General features: G+C 62.0%; 15 protein-coding genes. 5 read left to right on the top strand and 10 right to left on the bottom strand.

Features of this window, described 5'->3' with window-relative positions:
- Window positions 1–317: 317 nt before the first annotated feature.
- The 9 genes from HX792_RS19690 to HX792_RS19650 form a co-directional block, all read right to left on the bottom strand.
- A complete protein-coding gene (locus HX792_RS19690) occupies window positions 318–851 on the bottom strand; it encodes a fimbrial protein (RefSeq protein ID WP_176997650.1) in 534 nt (177 codons plus the stop codon).
- 309 nt (window positions 852–1160) lie between these two features.
- Window positions 1161–3671 carry a fimbria/pilus outer membrane usher protein gene (locus tag HX792_RS19685; protein WP_176997649.1) on the bottom strand — a complete coding sequence of 837 codons (2511 nt, stop codon included), beginning with the start codon at window positions 3669–3671 and terminating at the stop codon, window positions 1161–1163.
- Between the two features lie 75 nt (window positions 3672–3746).
- Window positions 3747–4487: a molecular chaperone gene (locus HX792_RS19680; protein ID WP_176997648.1), complete on the bottom strand. Its 741-nt coding sequence runs from the start codon at window positions 4485–4487 to the stop codon at window positions 3747–3749.
- Between the two features lie 54 nt (window positions 4488–4541).
- Entirely contained in the window at window positions 4542–5090 is a 549-nt protein-coding gene (locus HX792_RS19675) for a fimbrial protein (protein WP_176997647.1), read from the bottom strand.
- A gap of 259 nt (window positions 5091–5349) precedes the next feature.
- On the bottom strand, window positions 5350–6414 hold the full coding sequence (locus HX792_RS19670) for a fimbrial protein (RefSeq protein ID WP_176997646.1): 1065 nt from the start codon (window positions 6412–6414) through the stop codon (window positions 5350–5352).
- A gap of 155 nt (window positions 6415–6569) precedes the next feature.
- Complete coding sequence (locus HX792_RS19665) at window positions 6570–7628, bottom strand: fimbrial protein (protein ID WP_176997645.1); 1059 nt, start codon at window positions 7626–7628, stop codon at window positions 6570–6572.
- Between the two features lie 82 nt (window positions 7629–7710).
- Window positions 7711–8775, bottom strand: coding sequence for a fimbrial protein (locus HX792_RS19660; RefSeq protein ID WP_176997644.1), 1065 nt, complete (start codon window positions 8773–8775; stop codon window positions 7711–7713).
- Window positions 8776–8947: 172 nt separating this feature from the next.
- Entirely contained in the window at window positions 8948–9574 is a 627-nt protein-coding gene (locus HX792_RS19655; RefSeq protein ID WP_176997643.1) for a response regulator transcription factor, read from the bottom strand.
- A gap of 284 nt (window positions 9575–9858) precedes the next feature.
- The gene (locus tag HX792_RS19650) at window positions 9859–10653 is read right to left on the bottom strand and encodes an SDR family oxidoreductase (RefSeq protein WP_176997642.1); all 795 of its coding nucleotides are present in this window, start codon (window positions 10651–10653) and stop codon (window positions 9859–9861) included.
- Between the two features lie 122 nt (window positions 10654–10775).
- Between HX792_RS19650 and HX792_RS19645 the strand changes: the two genes are divergently transcribed.
- Entirely contained in the window at window positions 10776–11702 is a 927-nt protein-coding gene (locus tag HX792_RS19645) for a GlxA family transcriptional regulator (RefSeq protein ID WP_176997641.1), read from the top strand.
- 84 nt (window positions 11703–11786) lie between these two features.
- On the opposite strand, the gene HX792_RS19640 is transcribed toward HX792_RS19645, so the two are convergent.
- A complete protein-coding gene (locus HX792_RS19640) occupies window positions 11787–13286 on the bottom strand; it encodes a CoA-acylating methylmalonate-semialdehyde dehydrogenase (protein ID WP_176997640.1) in 1500 nt (499 codons plus the stop codon).
- A 109-nt stretch (window positions 13287–13395) separates the two neighbouring features.
- On the opposite strand from HX792_RS19640, the gene HX792_RS19635 reads away from it, so the two are divergent.
- From HX792_RS19635 to HX792_RS19620, 4 genes are all read left to right on the top strand, one after another.
- Entirely contained in the window at window positions 13396–14340 is a 945-nt protein-coding gene (locus HX792_RS19635; protein ID WP_176997639.1) for a LysR family transcriptional regulator, read from the top strand.
- A gap of 489 nt (window positions 14341–14829) precedes the next feature.
- Window positions 14830–16701 (top strand): 3-dehydroquinate synthase, encoded by a 1872-nt coding sequence (locus HX792_RS19630; RefSeq protein ID WP_176997638.1) that lies wholly within the window; start codon window positions 14830–14832, stop codon window positions 16699–16701.
- Window positions 16698–17582, top strand: coding sequence for a UbiA family prenyltransferase (locus HX792_RS19625; RefSeq protein WP_176997637.1), 885 nt, complete (start codon window positions 16698–16700; stop codon window positions 17580–17582). The genes HX792_RS19630 and HX792_RS19625 overlap by 4 nt, the downstream gene beginning before the upstream one ends.
- Window positions 17579–18262, top strand: a complete 684-nt coding sequence (locus HX792_RS19620) for an EboA domain-containing protein (RefSeq protein ID WP_176997636.1) — start codon at window positions 17579–17581, stop codon at window positions 18260–18262. Before HX792_RS19625 ends, HX792_RS19620 begins: the two co-directional genes overlap by 4 nt.
- The last annotated feature ends 37 nt before the right edge of the window (window positions 18263–18299 follow it).

Below are 18299 nucleotides of genomic sequence, written 5' to 3'. Positions count from 1 at the left end.
AAGAGACAATAAAAAAGGGGCTTGCGCCCCAAAGTGTTACAACACCAACAACGAACACTGATAGACAAAACCTGCGGGATTGCCCCGCGCCGGACCGGACACTTCATTCCAACTGGAGATACCCAGGGCCTCGGCTGCTGCGGCGCGGGGCAAGCCCGCTCACTACAGGAAATCAGCTGTTGTAGTGAGCGGGTTTACCCCGCGCTGCGCCGGACCAGGCACCTCATTCCAACTGGAGATACTCGGGGCCCGGGCTGCTGCCGCGCGGGGTAAACCCGCTCACTACAAGATCAAGGGCGAACCCACCCGCGCACGTATCAGTTGTAGGCGACGGTGAAGTTGGCAACGCTGTCGGCTTCACCGGTGGTGACGGAAGCGGCGGTGGCTTCGTACATCGCGGCGAAGGTGACGGTGTTGTTGCCGTCTTGCAGCACCACCGGTGCGACTTGCTCAGTGCCGTTGTCCAGCATTTCGCCAGCGCTGGCCTGCAGGCGGATACCGACGTTCTGGGCCAGGCCGGTGGTGGCGAACAGGCCAGGAACCACAGGGTCTTGCACGCCGCTGAAGGTGAAGCGGGCGTTCTTCTGGGTGGAGGTGTCGCACTCAGTCAGGACGATGTCGAACTTGGTCGGGGTCGAACGATCGCCGATGGCCTTGAACTGGTTCGACGGCACTTGGCCCAGGGACACAGTCTGGTCCAGAGAGTTGGCATCGATACCGCAGGCGCCGGAAACGATTTCACCAATGAAGCGCACGGTACCCGGGTTGCCGGTGGCCGGCGTGGCAGCGTTGGCGAACGAAGCAAGACCCATAACAACAGTAGCGGCAGTAACAGCAACAAGCTTTTTCATGAGTACAACTCTTGGATTAATAGTGGGATTGGCACAAAGATGCTGGAGCCTTAATACACAACCCTGCTGCATCACTAGTTCCCCCGCCAAACAACATTCATCCGTTAAAACAACTCAAGTATCAGCGTGAGTGTTTTCGTTGTTCAGTCAGTTAAAGTGCGGCCAACATCATCGGTATTCAATAACTTCAAACATCTGTAGTGCGGGACAAATAATGCGGTGTATGCGGAAGTTGAAATGTAAGCTCGTTCCGCTCGGACTGTAGGAATTTTCCCTGAGACACCCCTTACAGATTTGTCCTATTGCGCCTCATGGCGCCGCACAAGTCGCCGCCATCACACGGTACCCATCCACCGGCTCGGTCTTGCTGATATCCAGCTCGAACGTGCAGCTCTGCGCAGCCTTGTCACCCCACTTCATGCTGAACACCTTGCCCTCACCCACCGCCATCAATATCTGCCCGGCCTGCCCGACTACACCGACACTCAAGCCCTTGGCGTCCAGCACCGAGGTGCCGAACGGTGGCAACCCGCCGTCGGCGAGGCGCACCGTGGCCACGACCTTTTCCGAACGGCTGGCGGCGAATTTTGCCTTGACCACTGCACCGCGACGCGGCACCACATTGGTCACGCCGTCCTCGATGTCCACCTGGCTGTCCAGCTCGCTGGTGTCCAGTGCCACACGGTTCTTGCGGTACGGCATCACATACGGCACCAGCGCGTAGCCCTTCTTGCTGGTCAAGGTGCCAGGGGCGTTGAGCACACCCACGTTCGGCGTGTCCTTGATTTCCACCAGGGCTACCGTTTCACCCAGGCTCTGCCCGAATTCGACACCATCGCTGTGGGCCAACACCGAACCTGCCGCACTCACCGACGTCTGGCGGTAGCCACTGCCCACGCTGACGCCAGCGCCCAACTGGGCAAAGGGTGCGCGGTAGCCAATCAGCGCCGAGCCGTTATTGCCGGCGTTGTCCGAACGGTTGGCGTTGACGTTGTACGTCATCTCGCCATCGCGCCCACTGAGGCCCGCGCGCTGGTCCAGGCTGCCGTCGGTGTTGCGTGTGACGGCGTAGGTGGCGGTGCTGCGGGTCTGGCCGATCGGCATCGACACGGTGAACACCACCTGGTTGTTCTGGCCGTAGTTGTCGGTCAGGGTCTTGCTGGCATAGGCGCCATAGGTCACGCCCTTGTACTGGCTGCTGAAGCCCAGTTGCATCTGCTTGTCCTGGCGCGACGAGCCCCAGTAGTTCTGCTGGCTCACGTTCAGGTAAAACGAACCGGCACTGCCCAGCGCCTGGTTGATGCTCGCCTCGACCTTGGAGCGCCGGGACAGGTTGTAGTAGCTGTCGGGCTCTTGCAGGCGCACGGCCTCGTCAAAGTCCCGGTAGCCTTCGGTGGAATAGCGATAGCCGGCAAAACGCACCGAGGTACCTGTCTCGAAAGCCTTGCCGTAGCGCACGCTGACACTCTGGCCATTCTGTTTGCCTGCCGGGTTGCCGGACGCCTGCGGTACTTCGGTCTTGGCTGCCGTCACGTCCATCGACACCGCACCCAGGCTGCCCAGGCTCTTGCCCATGCCGACCACGCCGGCGTTGTAGAAATTGGCGCCGAGCAAGCCACCGTACAGCGTCAGGTCGAACGGCAAGCCATAGGCCAGCGAGGCCTGGGCAAACGACGGGCGCTGGCCGCCATCGACAGAGTTGTACTCGCCGACGGTCATGCTGTAGCGCCAGGTCTTCTCGCGCAGCATGTTGCCCAGGGTCGCGTAAGGCTGGGTGAAACGTCGTTCGCGGCCGTCGGCCTCGGTAATCACGATTTCCAGGTCACCACTGCCGGAGGCGGCGTTGAGGTCATCGATCTCGAACGCGCCCGGTGCCACATAGGTGGTGTACAGCGAGTAGCCGTTCTGGCGCACTTCGACCTTGGCCTGGGTTTCCGCGATACCGCGAATGATCGGCGCATAGCCCTGCATCGAGTCCGGCAACATGCCCATGTCCGAGGCCAACTGCACACCGCGAAACGGGATGCTGTCGAACACATCCCCCGGCGTGAAACTTTCGCCCACGGTCAGCGTGCCCTTCAGGGCCGTCACGTCGCGTTGTGCATAGGTGTTGCTGCGCTGCCAATCCTGCTTGCCCTCCTCGTCCTGGCGGAACGACGAACTGGTACGAAAGCGCCAGTCGCCCAGGTTGAAACCGCCGTTGCTGTAGAGGTTGTATTGCGTACCGCTGCCCCGCGCGTTGGATTGGGTCTGTGCCGCCGAGAACTGATAGTTGAGCATCGCAGCGTTGATCCCGCTGTCCCATTCCTGCGGCGCCACGTAGCCGGCCGCGTCACGGCGCAAAGCGATCTGCGGCACGCTGATGTCCAGGGCCAGGTGGTTGGCGTCGAAGCTGACCGCAGCGCCGTCCACCAGCGCCGCGAGGTCGATGCACTCGGGCAGGCTTTCGCCGGGCACCTGGAAGGCCTCCAGCTTGACCCCCAGCTCAGTGAGAAACGCTGCCGACAGGCACGCCCGCACGTCGCCGGTTTTTTCGTCCTGGCTGAAGGTCATGTCGCGGCGATCAAAAAAGCTCTGGTTCAGGCGAATGACCACCGGGTAGGTGCCAGGGCCGAGGCTGCCGCTGTTGGCAATCGCATCCAGGTCCAGGTTCGGCCCGGCATCGGTGCCACCAAAGGATTGCATGAAGCTTGAGTCAAACTTCACTGCGTCATCGGCCTGCGCCACACCGGCCATCAACGCAGCCAGGATGGCGGCGGACAGGCGCAGCGGGGCAAACGGTAGTGAGGACCAGTCGAGGTTCAGGGCATCGATTCGCATGACAATACTCAATGGGCTGCCATCACGTTGCCGGGGCAACGCGGGAGCACCTTCGCAAGGACAAGAAAAGTGGGATCAGGGCGTGCGAGTCAGCGCGACTTTGGTGGGTTCGCTGTAGCCGCCGTAGTCATTGATGGCGGAGAACATCACCTCACCGCCGCTGCCACTGAAGCCGGGCAAGGCATAACGCTGGCTGCTCATCGGCGCGACCATCTTGGGCTCGTCGACTTCCACGCTGTGTGCACCGGCCAATACCTTCACGCCGATGAAGGACACGTGAAACGCCGACGGGTTGTTGACCACCAGCACGGTCTTGCCCTGCTCCTGCGCAAGGCTCCAGCGCAGTTGTGGCAGTGCGTCCAGCGGGTTGCCCTTGAGGCTGGCCGGGCGATAGAACAGCTTGATGCGGGTGCGCATGGCGATCTTCAGGGTGTTCTCGTCGGCCTTGCCGGCCACCGGGATTTCCTGGGCGTTGAAGTAGAACACCGACTCGCGGTCTTCCGGCAGCGCGCCCGGGACTTTCTGGATGCGCACCATCTGCTCTTTGCGCGGGTCCAGGCGAAACAGGGGCGGCGTGGCCACGAAAGGCGTTGCGCTGGTGTTGTCGTCAGCCTCGGTGTTGATCCAGGTCTGTACCGCATAGGGCTGTGTGGTGGTGTTGCCGACGCTGATGGACGCATCGCGCTTGCTGCCGTCGAACACGATACGCGTGCCGCCGAGCATCACACCGGCCTGGCTTGCGGTGCCAACCAGCGTCGTGGCGAGCAACACGGCCAGCATCGCTGTGGCTTTGAATGGGGTCGCAAAACGTTTCATATCGGTCATCCTCTTGGCGCCCCAACCCGGCTGGGCTGGGGCGTGTCACAGGGCTTACTGGTAGTCGACGGTGAACGCGGCCTTGGCGTTGGCCGGGCCCGAGGTCGCAGCACCGGTGGCGATGTAGTTGGCGGTGAAGCGCAACGGTTGGGTCAGGTCCAGGTACGGCGAGGACTCCAGGCCCAGTTGCACGTCCTTGCCGGTGGCGTCCTTGATCTGTACGGCGACGTTGGTGGCCACACCCGGATCCGGGGTCAGGCCGATCCACTGGCCGCTGGCGCCGGCGTTGCCGCTCAGGGACAAGAACTTGACCACGGCTTTCTTGCCGGTGACGCTGCAACCTGGCGCGGTGGTGTCGATGGTCAGGGTGAACGCACCGCCACCGGCGACTGCGCCAGCGCTTGCCAGGGAAGTGGCAGGGACGCTGCCCAGGGTCACGTCACCCGCGCCGGCCGAACCGTTGAGGTCCGATACCACCACCGGGCAGGTGTTGTCGGTGACGCTGCCGATGAAGTTGATTTCGCCATCAGCGGCCAGGGCCGCTTGCGAAGCACCGCCCAGAACCAGGGCCAGGGTCAAACCTTTGAGAGCGTACTTTTTCATGATCACATCCACAGTAAAGAGAGGGGTTATCTGTGCGCCTGCAGGAGGCATCCAGACGGAGCGACGGGGCTACCCGACTGCGGGTCAGCGCGTTTCGTCTGGTGTCATTATTGGAAGTTGGAGGGGTACACCTATGTAGGAAACGTCCTTGTGGTTGTAGGAAATTTCCCACGAACAACTACCTTTCACCGGGCTGCAGAAACGCCAACGCCACAGGCGCGATGCACCTGTGGCGTTGGCGTTGCAGCGCTGGAAAACCTCAGCGATAGGTCACGGAAAAGCTCGCATAACCATTGGCCGAACCCGGGGTGGGCGTAGGTCCGTCGGCCGTCTGGATGTAGCGCGCCTTGAGCGGCACCGTGGTGGTGCCGTTGACGATGCGCGTGAGGCGTACCGGCTGGCCCAGGTTCAGCGGCGTGTCATTGGCCTGCAACACCTGGATGGCCACGCCCTGGGCGGTGGAATCACTCGACAGGCTCAGCACGCCATTGGCCGCATCCAGGATGGTCGAGGTCTTGTTGCCATCGACCTGGATGTTGGCGTAGTTACCATTGAAATTGCCGTTGGCGTTGTTCGGGTAATTGCTGCCCGCGATGCACGAGTCCAGCGTGACGGCGAACGGCTGGGCGGGCGTGGTGGAGTTCTTGCCGTTGAACACACGCTTTTCCCAGGTGCCCATCGGCACATCGATCTGATTACCCGGCGCGGCTGGCATCGAACAGCCGGCGACCGTCACCGAGGCGGTAAAGGTCAGGTCGAAAATCGGGCCACGATCAGAAGTCCCCGTGGCCACCAGTTGATTGATGGTATGGGTGCCCGGTGCGATATCGCCGGTTTTGACCAGGGCATAGCGCATCAAAGCCCCGGTCATTCCGCTGACGGCATAGGAAATATTCATGTTGAGTTCAAACGGAATGAAGCGGCTGGGGTTATCCGCCTGCCCTCTCCACTCGGCGGCAAAACCGGTCATATAGATCGCCAGGCCGATGCCGGGCACATTGGTTTGTAGCAACGAACTGGCGGGCACCCGCACCACATCCACCGGGACATCGGTGACCACGGGGCCGACCAGCGTGGTGGCGTAACGCGCGACCAGGCCACACACCAGACGGTCGTTGAACGGCACCGTGCGAATCGGCGCGTTGTTGTTGAGCGTGGTGCCGATCGGCACGTCACGCGGTGCAAATACGGTACCGGCGGCCAGGGTCAGTTGCTTGGGCGTGCCGTTGTTGGAGTCCCAGGTGCAGGCTGCCATGGCGGGCGCCGCCACCAGCGCCAGGGCGAAGGCGGCAAAGCCGGTGGTGAGTATGGATCTCTGTTTCATGATTGAAGTCCTCGTAAGAGCAACTGCAGGCATGGACGGTCTTTGGCCTCATCAGAGGGAGCAGGCATAAAAACCGGGTGAAACCTGATTATCGAAAATCGCCATCACCCAACCCGTAGCCGACTTCCCGCCAATTCGTAGGAAATTTCCTACGATCAGCGGTAGGTCACCGTGAAACTCGCGTAACCATTGGCGGTGCCCGGCACCGGCGTCGGCCCATCACCCGTCTGGATATAGCGCGCCTTGAGCGGTACCGAAGTGGTGCCACTGACAATGCGATTGAGGCGTACCGGCTGGCCCAGGTTCATCGGCGTGTCATTGGCTTGCAACACCTGGATGGCCACGCCCTGGGCGGTGGAGTCGCTCGACAGGCTCAGGATGCCGTTGGCCGCATCCACGATGCTGGACGTCTTGTTGCCATCGATCTGGATGTTGGCGTAGTTGCCATTGAAGTAGCCGTTGGCGTTGTTGGGGTAGTTGCTGCCCGCGATACACGAACTCAACGTGATGGCAAACGACGTTGCCGACGTGGTGGAGTTCTTGCCGTTGAACACGCGCTTTTCCCACGTACCCATCGGCACATCGATCTGGTTGCCGGGGGCGGCCGGCATCGAACAGCCGGCCACGGTGAGGGTGGCGGTGAACGTCAGGTCGAACATGGGGATCGCGTTGGTCGTACCCGAGGCGACCAGTTGGTTGATGCTGTGGGTGCCGGCCGGAATATCGCCGGTCTTGACCAGCAGGTAGCGAAACATGATGGAAGGCATCTCGGCGATGGTCCCCGAGGCGTAGGTCAGGTTGAGCGGCACAAACCGGTTCGGGTTGTCGGCCGGGGTGCGCCAGCCGGCGGCAAAGCCCGTCATGTAGATCGCGAGGCCAACCCCGGGCACGTTGGTCTGCAACAACGCATTGGCGGGCACGTTGAGGTAGTCCACCGGTATATCGGCGGCCAGCGGCCCGACCAGCCTGACGTTGTAGATCGACGACGAACCGCATCGCAGGCCGTCACCGAAGTTGACGGCACGGATCGGCGAAGGGTTGTTCAGTGTGGTGCCGGTGGGCACATCGCGCGGTGAGAACACTGTCCCGGCGTTGTAGGTCAGCGCCTTGGCCGTCGTGCTGCCAGAGTTCCATGTGCAGGCCACCGAAGGGATCGCAGCAGACAACAGGGCCGCAGTACCCAGGTAACTCAAGAGCCGTGATCTTAAATGCATGATTGATGTCCTGCTGGAAACGGGTGCCGGCATGAGGCCAGGCAACCCAGGGATGCACGTAAAACAAACTGTCAGAACGGGTTCAGCGATAGGTCACCGAAAAACTCGCATAACCATTGGCAGACCCCGGCATTGGCGTCGGCCCGTCGCCGGTCTGGATATAGCGCGCCTTGAGCGGCACCGTGGTGGTGCCGTCGGCGATGCGATTCAGGCGTACCGGCTGGCCCAGGTTCATGGGCGTGTCATCAGCCCTGAGTACCTGGATGGCCAGGCCCTGGGCGGTAGAATCGCTCGACAGGCTCAAGATGCCGTTGGCCGCGTCCAGGATGGTAGAGGTGTTGTTGCCATCGATCTGGATATTGGCGTAGTTGCCGTTGAAATAGCCGCCCGCGTTGTTGGGGTAATTGGTGCCGGCGATGCACGCTGTCAGGGTGATGGCAAATGGCTGGGCCGGCGTGGTGGAGTGTTTGCCACTGAACACGCGCTTTTCCCAGGTGCCCATGGGTACGTCGATCTGATTGCCGGGAGCAGCCGGCAGCGAACAGCCGGCCACGGTGATGCTGGCGGCGAATGTCAGGTCGAATATCGGCCCCATGTTCGATGTACCGGAGGCAACTACCTGGTTGACGCTGTGGGTGCCCGCCGCAATGTCGCCGGTCTTGAACAACGCGAAGCGAAACCGCATGGAAGGCATTGTCACCGGCGCCGGCGCGTCGTAAGTGAGCGTGAACGGAATAAAGCGGTTCGGGTTGTCCGGTGGCAGGCGCCACTCTGGCGTGAAGCCGGTCATGTAGATGGCCAGGCCAATGCCGGGCACGTTGGTCTGCAAGAGTGCATTGGCTGGCACGATGGCGTAGTCCACCGGCACCCCCATGGCCAGCGGGCCGATCAGCGTGGTGGTGTAGAACGCCGAAGCCGTGCAACGCAGCGTGTCACCGAAGTTGACGGTCTGGATCGCGGTCGGGCGACTGTTCAACGAACTGCCGATCGGAATATCCCGCGGCGCGAAGTAAGTGCCCGCGTTGAACATCAGCGGCTTGGCCGTGGTACCGCCCGATGTCCAGCTGCAGTCGGCCAGTGCTGGCACCGCCGCTAGCGACAGGGACGATGCCCCCAGGCAACTGAGCAGTCGTGATCTGAAATTCATGTTTGAAATCCTGCTGAGCACGACTGTGGGCATAGGTTGCCGTCAGCCTGCCGGATGATCGAGGTCGGGCGCCAAGGCCAGAAGAAGCGCGATTATGGGAAGTCGATATCACCCAACACGCAGCCGATTTCCCACCAACTTGTAGGAAATTTCCTCAGGCCAAGGTTTTCACTCACACCAGGTTGTTACGCTTGGCAAAGTCCGCCAGGTACACCACCGACTTGACGTTGAGCTTCTCGGTCAGGCGAGTCTTGTAGGTGCTGACCGTCTTGTTGCTGATCAGCAACGCATCGCCGATCTGCTTGTTGGTCATGCCCAAGGCCAGTTGCTGCAGGATGCTCAGTTCGCGGTCCGACAGGCGTTGCACCAGGTCGTGGTCCGAACGCTGGGTGTCACTGCGCCGCACGGTGTTGCTGGCCAGGTCGGGAAAATATGTATAGCCGTTCATCACGGCCGCGACCGCCTTCACCAACTCGCCCAACTCATTGCTCTTGGAGACAAACCCCGCCGCGCCCGCCTTCATGCAACGCGCGCAGTAGCGCAGCGCAGGCTGGGAGGTCAACACAAGGGCTTTGCTGGGACCATTCTTACCCGTGACCTGGGCAATCAGCTCCAGCCCATCGAGTGTGGGGAGGGTCAGTTCAAGAATGATCAGGTCCGGCACCCGTTCTCGCACGCAGCGGACCGCCTCGGCCCCATCGCCGGCTTCGGCAATATCAGTGAACCCTTCCCTGGCCAGCAGCATTTTGACCGAGGCGCGGATAAAGGGGTGGTCGTCCACAACTAACGCGCTAGACATAGCTTTCCTTTCTGCAACACAAATCGGCAGTCGGCTCTCCCCTTGGCTGTTCGGTGGGTGCAACACACGAGGAACGTCGATCGTCCTTCAATCATTGAGGAAGGCGAATGATGGGCACTGGACTGGAGCGTTGGCGTAGGACCAATCCCTGCAAACCGTAGGATTTTTCCTTCCGGCCTTGAATGTAGGAGCCGGCAAGCCGGCGATGGCGGCGCGTCAGTCGACTTCTGTATGACTGACCCACCGCTATCGCCGGCAAGCCGGCTCCTACAGGGGGGATGGGGTTATTTGAGGTAGCGCGCCGCAGGCTTGGCGTTGCCGAACTTGCCCGAGATCGCGCGGCGCCCGGCTTCCCACTCGTCCCACGCCTGGCCTTCATGCAGGCCCGGAATGGTGACGCGCTCACCCAGGTCCAGCCCCGCCAATGCGGCGTCTACCAGGTCACTGGCCGACATGGTGATCGGGCTCTCTTTCTGCGGCGCATAGCCCGCCACGTCCCAGAACTCGGTGGCGGTTGCGCCAGGCAGCACGCTCTGGATGCGCACGCCCTTGTCGCCGAGGTCGCGTTGCAACGCGTGGCCGAAGCTCAACACGTAGGACTTCGAGGCACTGTAGACACCGTTGAGCATCTCCACCGCAATGCCCACTACCGACGCGATATTGATAAGGGTGCCGGTGCCTCGTGCCACAAAGGCCGGCGCCACCGCATACGTCAGGCGTGTGAGCGCGGTGATGTTCAGGCCGATCATCGCGTCCATCGTCTCCACGTCACCGTCGAGCACCGAGGCCACCGAGCCGACACCGGCGTTGTTGACCAGCACGGTGATGCTGGCGTCTTCACGCAATACCGCTTCGACCTTCGCCAACGCGGCCTTGTCGTTCAGGTCGGCGACCAGGGTGGTGACGGTCCGCCCGGTGTCGGCGCGCAGCCTGGCCGCCAGGGCATTCAGGCGCTCGGCGTTACGCGCTACCAGAATCAGGTCATAACCACGTTTGGCCAAACGGTCGGCATACACCGCGCCGATGCCCGTGGATGAACCCGTGATAAGGGCTGTGCCCTTGGACGCTGCAGTACTCATGAGGTGTCTCCAGGAAAGTGAGCCGACAAACTTCGGTGATTGAGAATACGGCTTCCCTGCACGACACAAATGTCGTATATACACCTTTTTAGGACATGCTTTTCCAGAGAGCGGTACACGCCATGAAAACCGTCGGCCTTGTGATTTACCCAGGCTTCCAGGTACTGGGGCTCGCCGTTTCAGCGGTTTTCGAAACCGCGAATGACCTGCACGGCGCGTCTTATGCGCTGACGGTGGTGTCCGAGCACGGCGGCATCGTGCACTCCTCCCTGGGGTTCGGCATGGAGTCACAGTCGTTCAAAGGCGCGCACTACGACACGCTGGTCGTGATCGGCAATAACCACCTGGATGATGTGTCGCCGGGGCTGCTCGGCTACCTGCGCAACGCCACGTCACAGCGCATCACCGCCGTGTGCACCGGCGCCTTCGTGCTCGCCCAGGCGGGCCTGCTGGAAGGCCGTCGCGCGACCACCCATTGGGCCCACGCCCGAGCGTTTCGCGAGGCCTACCCCGGCGTGCGGATGGAAGAAGACCGTATCTTCGTGATCGATGGCGCGCTGTGGACTTCGGCCGGCATGACCGCCGGCATCGACCTGGCGCTGGCGATTGTAGAGAAGGATTTGGGCACCGAGATCGCCCGCAGTGTTGCCAAGAAAATGGTCGTGCACCATCGCCGCTCAGGCGGGCAATCGCAGTTCTCGACGCTATTGGACCTCGACCCGAAAACCGACCGCATCCAGAGCACGCTGCTCTATGCCAAGGAACACCTGAGTGCCGAACTGTCGGTGGAAGAACTGGCCGAGATCGCCCACCTGAGCCCGCGCCAATTCAGCCGGATCTTCAAGGAAGAAACCGGCCAATCGCCGGCCAAGGCCATCGAACACCTGCGGGTTGAAGCGGCGCGGATCATGATGGAAGAAGGTCGTTACTCCCTGGACATCATCGCCCGGGAGTGCGGGTTCGGCGAACGGGAGCGCATGCGCAGGTCGTTCTTGCGGGCATTCGGCCAGTCCCCCCAGGCAATCAAGCGCGTCACCCCACACCTGTAGGAGCCGGCTTGCCGGCGATGAGGTCCTTGGGAGAGTGTATGCCTTGAGGGCGCCATCGCGGGCAAGCCCGCTCCCACATTAGGTCTACTTGGAGACCGGCATCGCGAACTCCGCACCCTGCTCAATGCTCTCCGACCACCTTTGCATGATCGACTTCTGTTTGGTGTAAAAACGCACACCCTCAGTCCCGTAGGCATGCATGTCGCCAAACAGGCTCTTCTTCCAGCCTCCAAAACCATGCCAGGCCATCGGCACCGGGATCGGTACGTTGATGCCGACCATGCCCACTTCGATGCGCCGTGCAAACTCGCGGGCGATGTTGCCGTCGCGGGTGAAGCAACTCACGCCGTTGCCGAACTCGTGATCGTTGACCAGCTTTACCGCTTCGGCGAAGTCGCTAGCGCGCACGCACGCCAGCACCGGGCCAAAGATCTCTTCGCGGTAGATGCTCATGTCTTTAGTGACGTGGTCGAACAACGTTGCGCCGAGCCAGAAGCCGTTTTCCAGGCCGGCTTCGGCAGGCACATAGTCACGTCCATCGAGCAACAATTTTGCGCCGGCTTGCACGCCTTGTTCGATGTAGCCACTGATGCGCTCCAGGGCGGCGCGAGACACGATCGGGCCCATCTCGGCTTTGAGGTCGCGGCCGTCAGTGATGCGCAGTTGCTTGGCCCGTTCGGTCAGGGCCGCGATGACTTTGTCACCCACATCCCCCACCAGCACTGCCACCGAAATGGCCATGCAACGTTCGCCGGCACTGCCGTAGGCGGCGCCCATCAGGGCGTCGACGGTTTTTTCGATATCGGCGTCGGGCATCACCACCATGTGGTTTTTCGCACCGCCCAGGCCTTGCACGCGTTTGCCGTGGCGGGCGCCGGTCTCGTAGATGTATTGGGCAATTGGCGTGGAGCCGACAAAGCTCACGGCCTTGACGTCCGGGTGTTCGATCAGCGCGTCTACCGACTCCTTGTCGCCCTGCACCACGTTGAACACGCCTTTGGGCAGGCCGGCTTCGCGCAGCAATTCGGCCATGAACAGCGAGGCACTCGGGTCGGTCGGGCTTGGCTTGAGGATGAAGGTGTTGCCCGCTGCAATGGCGATGGGGTACATCCACATGGGCACCATCACGGGGAAGTTGAACGGCGTCACGCCCGCTACAACGCCCAGCGGCTGACGCAAGGTCCAGTTGTCCATGCCACGAGACACCTGGTCGGAAAACTCCCCCTTGAGCAGGTTGGGAATGCCACAGGCAAATTCGAGGATGTCGATGCCGCGGTCCACTTCACCCTGGGCATCGGTGAAGACCTTGCCGTGTTCGGCGACGATGATGCGCGCCAGGTCGTCCTTGCGCTCACGCAGCAGGTGCAGGTATTCGAACAGCACGCGGGCACGGCGGATCGGCGGGGTATCGGCCCAACCGGCGAAGGCCGCCTGGGCGGCAGCGACGGCTTCGGACACGGTCTGGCGGCTGGCCAGTGCAACGCGGCCGGTCTTTTCGCCAGTGGCCGGGTTGAAGACATCCTGATAACGATCATCGCGGGACACGCGCTGGTCGTTGATGTAGTGCTCGATGGTCGTGGTCATGGCAGTGGTTCCCAGGTGGGTAGCGATGGGACACACGATAGGCTTTCGATTTGTTCCGAACCAGAGCAGAATCCAGAACTGATTGTCCACCTACGCGAACAATACCCTCATGGAAAAAGCTGAGATCGAAGGGCTGTGGACCCATATCCACTGGCTGTCGGTACTGGAAGAACAAGGCACCTACACCGCGGCGGCGGCGCGGCTGGGCGTGAGCAAGTCGGCGGTCAGCCAGCGCATTTCCGACCTGGAAAAAGCCACCGGTACCCGGCTGGTCACCCGTACCACGCGCAGCGTGCGGTTGACGGATGCCGGCCTGTCGTTGACCCGCGAAGTGCGCAGCGCCTACGAGCACATCGCCCGCAGTTTCTCGTCGGTACGTGACTCGGTAGGCGAGATTCGCGGCCTGGTGCGCCTCACGGCGCCGGTGGCGTTCGCCCGTCAGCAGCTGGTGCCGCACCTGTCTGCGTTCTTGCAGCAGTACCCGCAGGTGCGTATCCAGTTGGACGTATCCGATGCGCTTAGCTCACTGGCAGCCGAGGGCTATGACCTGGCCGTGCGGCATGGCTTCCAGGTACCGGAAACCCATGTAGCCTGGAAACTGTGCGACACCGCCTCGGTGCTGGTGGCGACCCGGGAATACCTGCAGCGCCATGGCGAACCGCGCGAACCCGGCGACCTTACAGCGCATAACTGCCTGTTCTACCCGCGTGGCACCGACCAGCCGGCGTGGACTTTTGAGCGCGGCGTCAAGAACGTGCAGCGCCTCACCGTGCCCATCGCTGGCAGCTTCGCCACCAACAACAGCGAAGCCCTGCGCGACTCGGCCCTCAACCACTTGGGCATCGCCCTGCTCCCGGATTTCAGCGCCCATGCCGCACTGGCCAGTGGCAAGCTGGTGCAGGTGCTCAAGGACTGGACACTCAAGGGGGTGTTTGCCGATGAAATCTATTTGATTCGGCCGTATTCGCCCCATGTGCCGAAGGCGGTGAGTGTTCTAGTGGCCTATTTAAAGAACGCGTTGTCGGGCGGTTTCCGTGTTGTCCCGCCGACGTAAATACAACGCTTCGGTTCAAACAACAAAACCTGTCATCAATGACAGGTTTTGTTGTTTGAACTTGGACAAATGTGCAGTAAACCGTCGTATTAAGCGGAATCATTCTCGACAACTAACATTCTTAAAACACTTATAGCTAACCGCAATAAATCATCCACCAGACCTCACAACTTCGTCATTAAATCGATACATTCCGAACGCGACACCAACGACTTCTTGACGCACCCAAAAAATCCATACAACTAATTGTAAACACTCGATTATTAAGACCACACCCACCCATCCAACCGCCCCTTTTTAAACTCCTTACTGCACCCGCTTGCAAAACAACCACAACCGTCTACGTTCATGAATACCGTAAAAGCCATCAGCCACTATTGATCAAACCCGACTGCCGGGCGAGGGACTTTATTGCACTGAAAACAGACCAGACGCTGCTGTAACTCAAGACACGGAACTTAAGTCTTAACTCTCAGAAGGGATGCTTTGATGAAGCGCAGCCAGTGGTACCGTGCGTTCTCGAAAAAGGGGCCAGCCGAACATTTCTGGCTGTCATTGCTGTGCTTTTGCGGCCTGGTCATCGCCAGCTTCCTGTTGTTCGAACAACAGATCCAAGACTTCCTCACGCACCTGAACCTGTACCAACCGTCGACACCCGCGCAAACACTCAATCTCGCCTTGTTGCTGGTCGCCCTGCTCGCGCTGGATGTGGTGCTGCCGGTGCCGTCGAGCGTGGTGGCGTTGCTGGCGGTCGCGCTGTTCGGCGGCCTGGGCGGTTACCTGGTGATTTTTATCGGGCTGTGCCTGGGCGCCGGCTTGGGGTATGCGCTGGGTGCCGGGTATTTCCGGTTGTTGTCCAGCCGCCTGGGCCTGCATCAGCGCCGGCCAGGGCAGCTGGGGTATCGCTTGGGCACGCTGTCCTTGATTTGCCTGCGCGGCGTGCCGGTGCTGGCGGAAACCTCGGTGGTCGCGGCCGGCATGCAACGCTATCCGCTGCGGGCGTTCCTGCTGATTACCACCCTGGCCAACGCCGGGCTGGCGCTGGCCTACACGGCCATCGGCACCTTCCTGATCGAACAGAACGCGCTGCTGGTGACGGTGCTCGCCAGCATGGTGTTGCCGCTGTTGTTCGTCGCCGGCTACAGCCTGCTCAAGACCCTGCGCAAACCCGCCAGGGATCAACCGCTGCACGGGCGCTTCGAGGTGAGCTACGACTACCCGGTGGTGTTCACCGATCACCTGTTCGCCCCACTCAATCCGTGCCTGCACGGCCAGCTCACCGCCCACCACGCGGGCCCGGTGACGGTGATGGTGTTTGCCGACGCCCAGTTGCTGCAAAGCGCCCCGCAGTTGGGTGAGCAGATCGACGCGTATTTCGCCGCCCATGACGACCTGCATCTGCAAACAGCCCCTATCGCGGTGCCGGCCGGTGAATTGAGCAAGACCTCGCAGGTACTCGAACAGCTCTACCGCGACATGTTGCAACACGGGCTCGATCGACATTGCTACGTGCTGGCCCTGGGCGGTGGCGCGGTTCTGGACGCCGTGGGCTACGCCTGTGCCACGTTCCACCGAGGCATCCGTCTGATCCGCCTGCCCAGCACGGTACTCGCCCAAAATGACGCTGGTATCGGCGTGAAAAACGGCATCAACGCCTTCGGCCAGAAGAACCTGCTGGGAGCCTTCTACCCCGCCACCGCCGTGATCAATGACTTCCAGTTACTCACCAGCCTCACGCGTCGCGATCAGATCGCCGGCCTCGCCGAGGCGGTCAAGGTGGCGCTGATCAAGGACCAGGCGTTCTTCGAATGGATGGAGCAGCACGCCGACGCCCTCGCCCACTTCGAACACAGCGCCAGCCGCTACGCGATCCGCCGCTGTGCCGAATTGCACCTGGGTCACATCACCGGTGCCGGTGACCCGTTCGAACGCGGCAATGGCCGGCCGCTGGACTACGGGCACTGGGCCGCGCACAAGCTGGAGAACCTCAGCCACCACCGCTTGCGCCACGGTGAGGCGGTTGCCGTGGGCATGGCCCTGGATGGCCTGTACGCCAATGCCCTGGGGCTGCTGAGCGAAGCCGACAGCGAACGGGTGATGAACCTGCTGCGCACCCTGGGGTTCAACCTGTGCCCGGCAGAACTGGGCCTCAAGGACAACCAAGGTCGCTCGCAGGTATTGCTCGGCCTGGAGGAATTCCGCCAGCACCTGGGCGGGCAGTTGTCGATCCCCATGCTCAACCGGATCGGCCAGTCGGTGGACCTGCACGAGATCGATGACGCACGAATGGAGTGGGCACTGCAACGGCTGATGACCCGCCACGAGCCCCCACTGCCGCTGCATGAGGGTTTCGCAAAATGAGCCAGGCCGACGTAAAAACCTGGCTGACTCTGGGCCGCGTGTCCAACCTGCCCACGGTGTGGACCAACACCCTGGCCGCCGCCCTACTCGCCAGCAGCGCCGGGGCCCTGGCGCCGCCTTCGTCGCTGGTGTGGCTGCTGTTGTTGTTCACGCTGTCGCTGCTGTACCTGGCCGGCATGCTGTTGAACGACCTGCTCGACGCCGACTGGGACGCACAACACCACAACCCGCGCCCGATCACCCTGGGCCTGGCCAGCCGCCAACAAGTGGGGCGCGCCACGGCACTGTTGCTGACCCTGGCCGCCGTGGCGGTGCTGGGCCTGAGCCAGTTGATCGATCAACCCCATTGGCTGCTCGGCGGCGTGGTGCTGCTGGTGGGCTGCATCTTTGGCTACAACCTGCTGCACAAGAAATACGCCCACAGCGTGTGGCTGATGGGCGCCTGCCGCTCGGCGCTGTACCTCACCGCCGCCGCCAGCCTGGCGGTGCCACCGGAGCCGATCTGGCTCTGCGCGATGTTGCTGGGCGTGTACATCAGCGGCCTGACCTACCTGGCCCGCCAGGAACACCACAACCAACTGATCAGCCGCCTGCCGTTGCTGCTGATGCTCAGCCCGCTGGCCTTGGCGATCTACTCCAACAACCTGTGGTTCTGGCCCGTATTGGCGCTGTGGCTGGGCTGGTTGGGTTGGCATTACGTCAAGCACCTGGCCAACCCCCGGCATCGGCAGGTGCGGGCGTTTATCGGTGCAGGCCTGGCGGCGTTGCCGCTGTTCGATGCGCTGGTGCTGGCGGTGGCTGACCAGCCGTTGGGCAGCCTGCTGTGTGTGCTGGTGTTTTTCCTGCTCCCCCACTTTCAGCGCTGGATCAAACCGACATGAACATGCGCCCCGAATGCCTCACCGAACAGCACCACACGTTGGCCGAGCAACTGGATGCCACCCAATTGCAGTGGTGGCAGCAGGCACAAGTGCAACTGGCCCAACAGCCGAGCGCCACCACGGCGGCGCTGTTGAGTGGCCAATGCAAGCGCCACCTGCCGGCCACCGCCGTCGAATCGGTACGTGCTGTGTTGCTGGCCCAGCTACTTGAACAAGCCCCCATCGACGAGCGTCCGGCGTTGCTGCGCCAGTTGTTCCTGTGGGGCGACGACCACGAAAAAGTCGCCACCCTCAAGGCGCTCGACTGGCTCGACAGCGAGGGTGTGTGCCTGGAACTGGCGCTCCAGGCCGGGCGCACCAGCAACCCCCAGGTGTTTGCCGCCCTGGCGCTGGACACCGCCTACCCATCTCGACATTACCCCGAGCGTGCCTTTCACCAGCTTGTGCTCAAAGCACTTGGCATGGGCCTCGACATTGAGCGCCTGATCGGCCTGGAACAACGCCAGGGCGTCACCCTCAACCAACTCGCCCTCGACCTGCTGGACGAGCAACTGGCGGCCGATCGCCCCGTGTCCCCCGGGCTGCCTCGCGCCATCGCCTTCCACCTGCTCAGCCCCGCGCAACGCCAGCGCCTGGGCGGCCTGCACCTGCCACCGGAATGGCACGCCTACCTGAATTGAGCCCCACCGCCTGCCCTTTTCCCTTGACGAGGATTCA

Source organism: Pseudomonas sp. B6002 (assembly GCF_013385985.1).
GTDB lineage: Bacteria > Pseudomonadota > Gammaproteobacteria > Pseudomonadales > Pseudomonadaceae > Aquipseudomonas.
The sequence above is the reverse complement of the archived record's forward strand: the minus strand, read 5'-3'. Positions and strand labels throughout refer to the sequence as shown.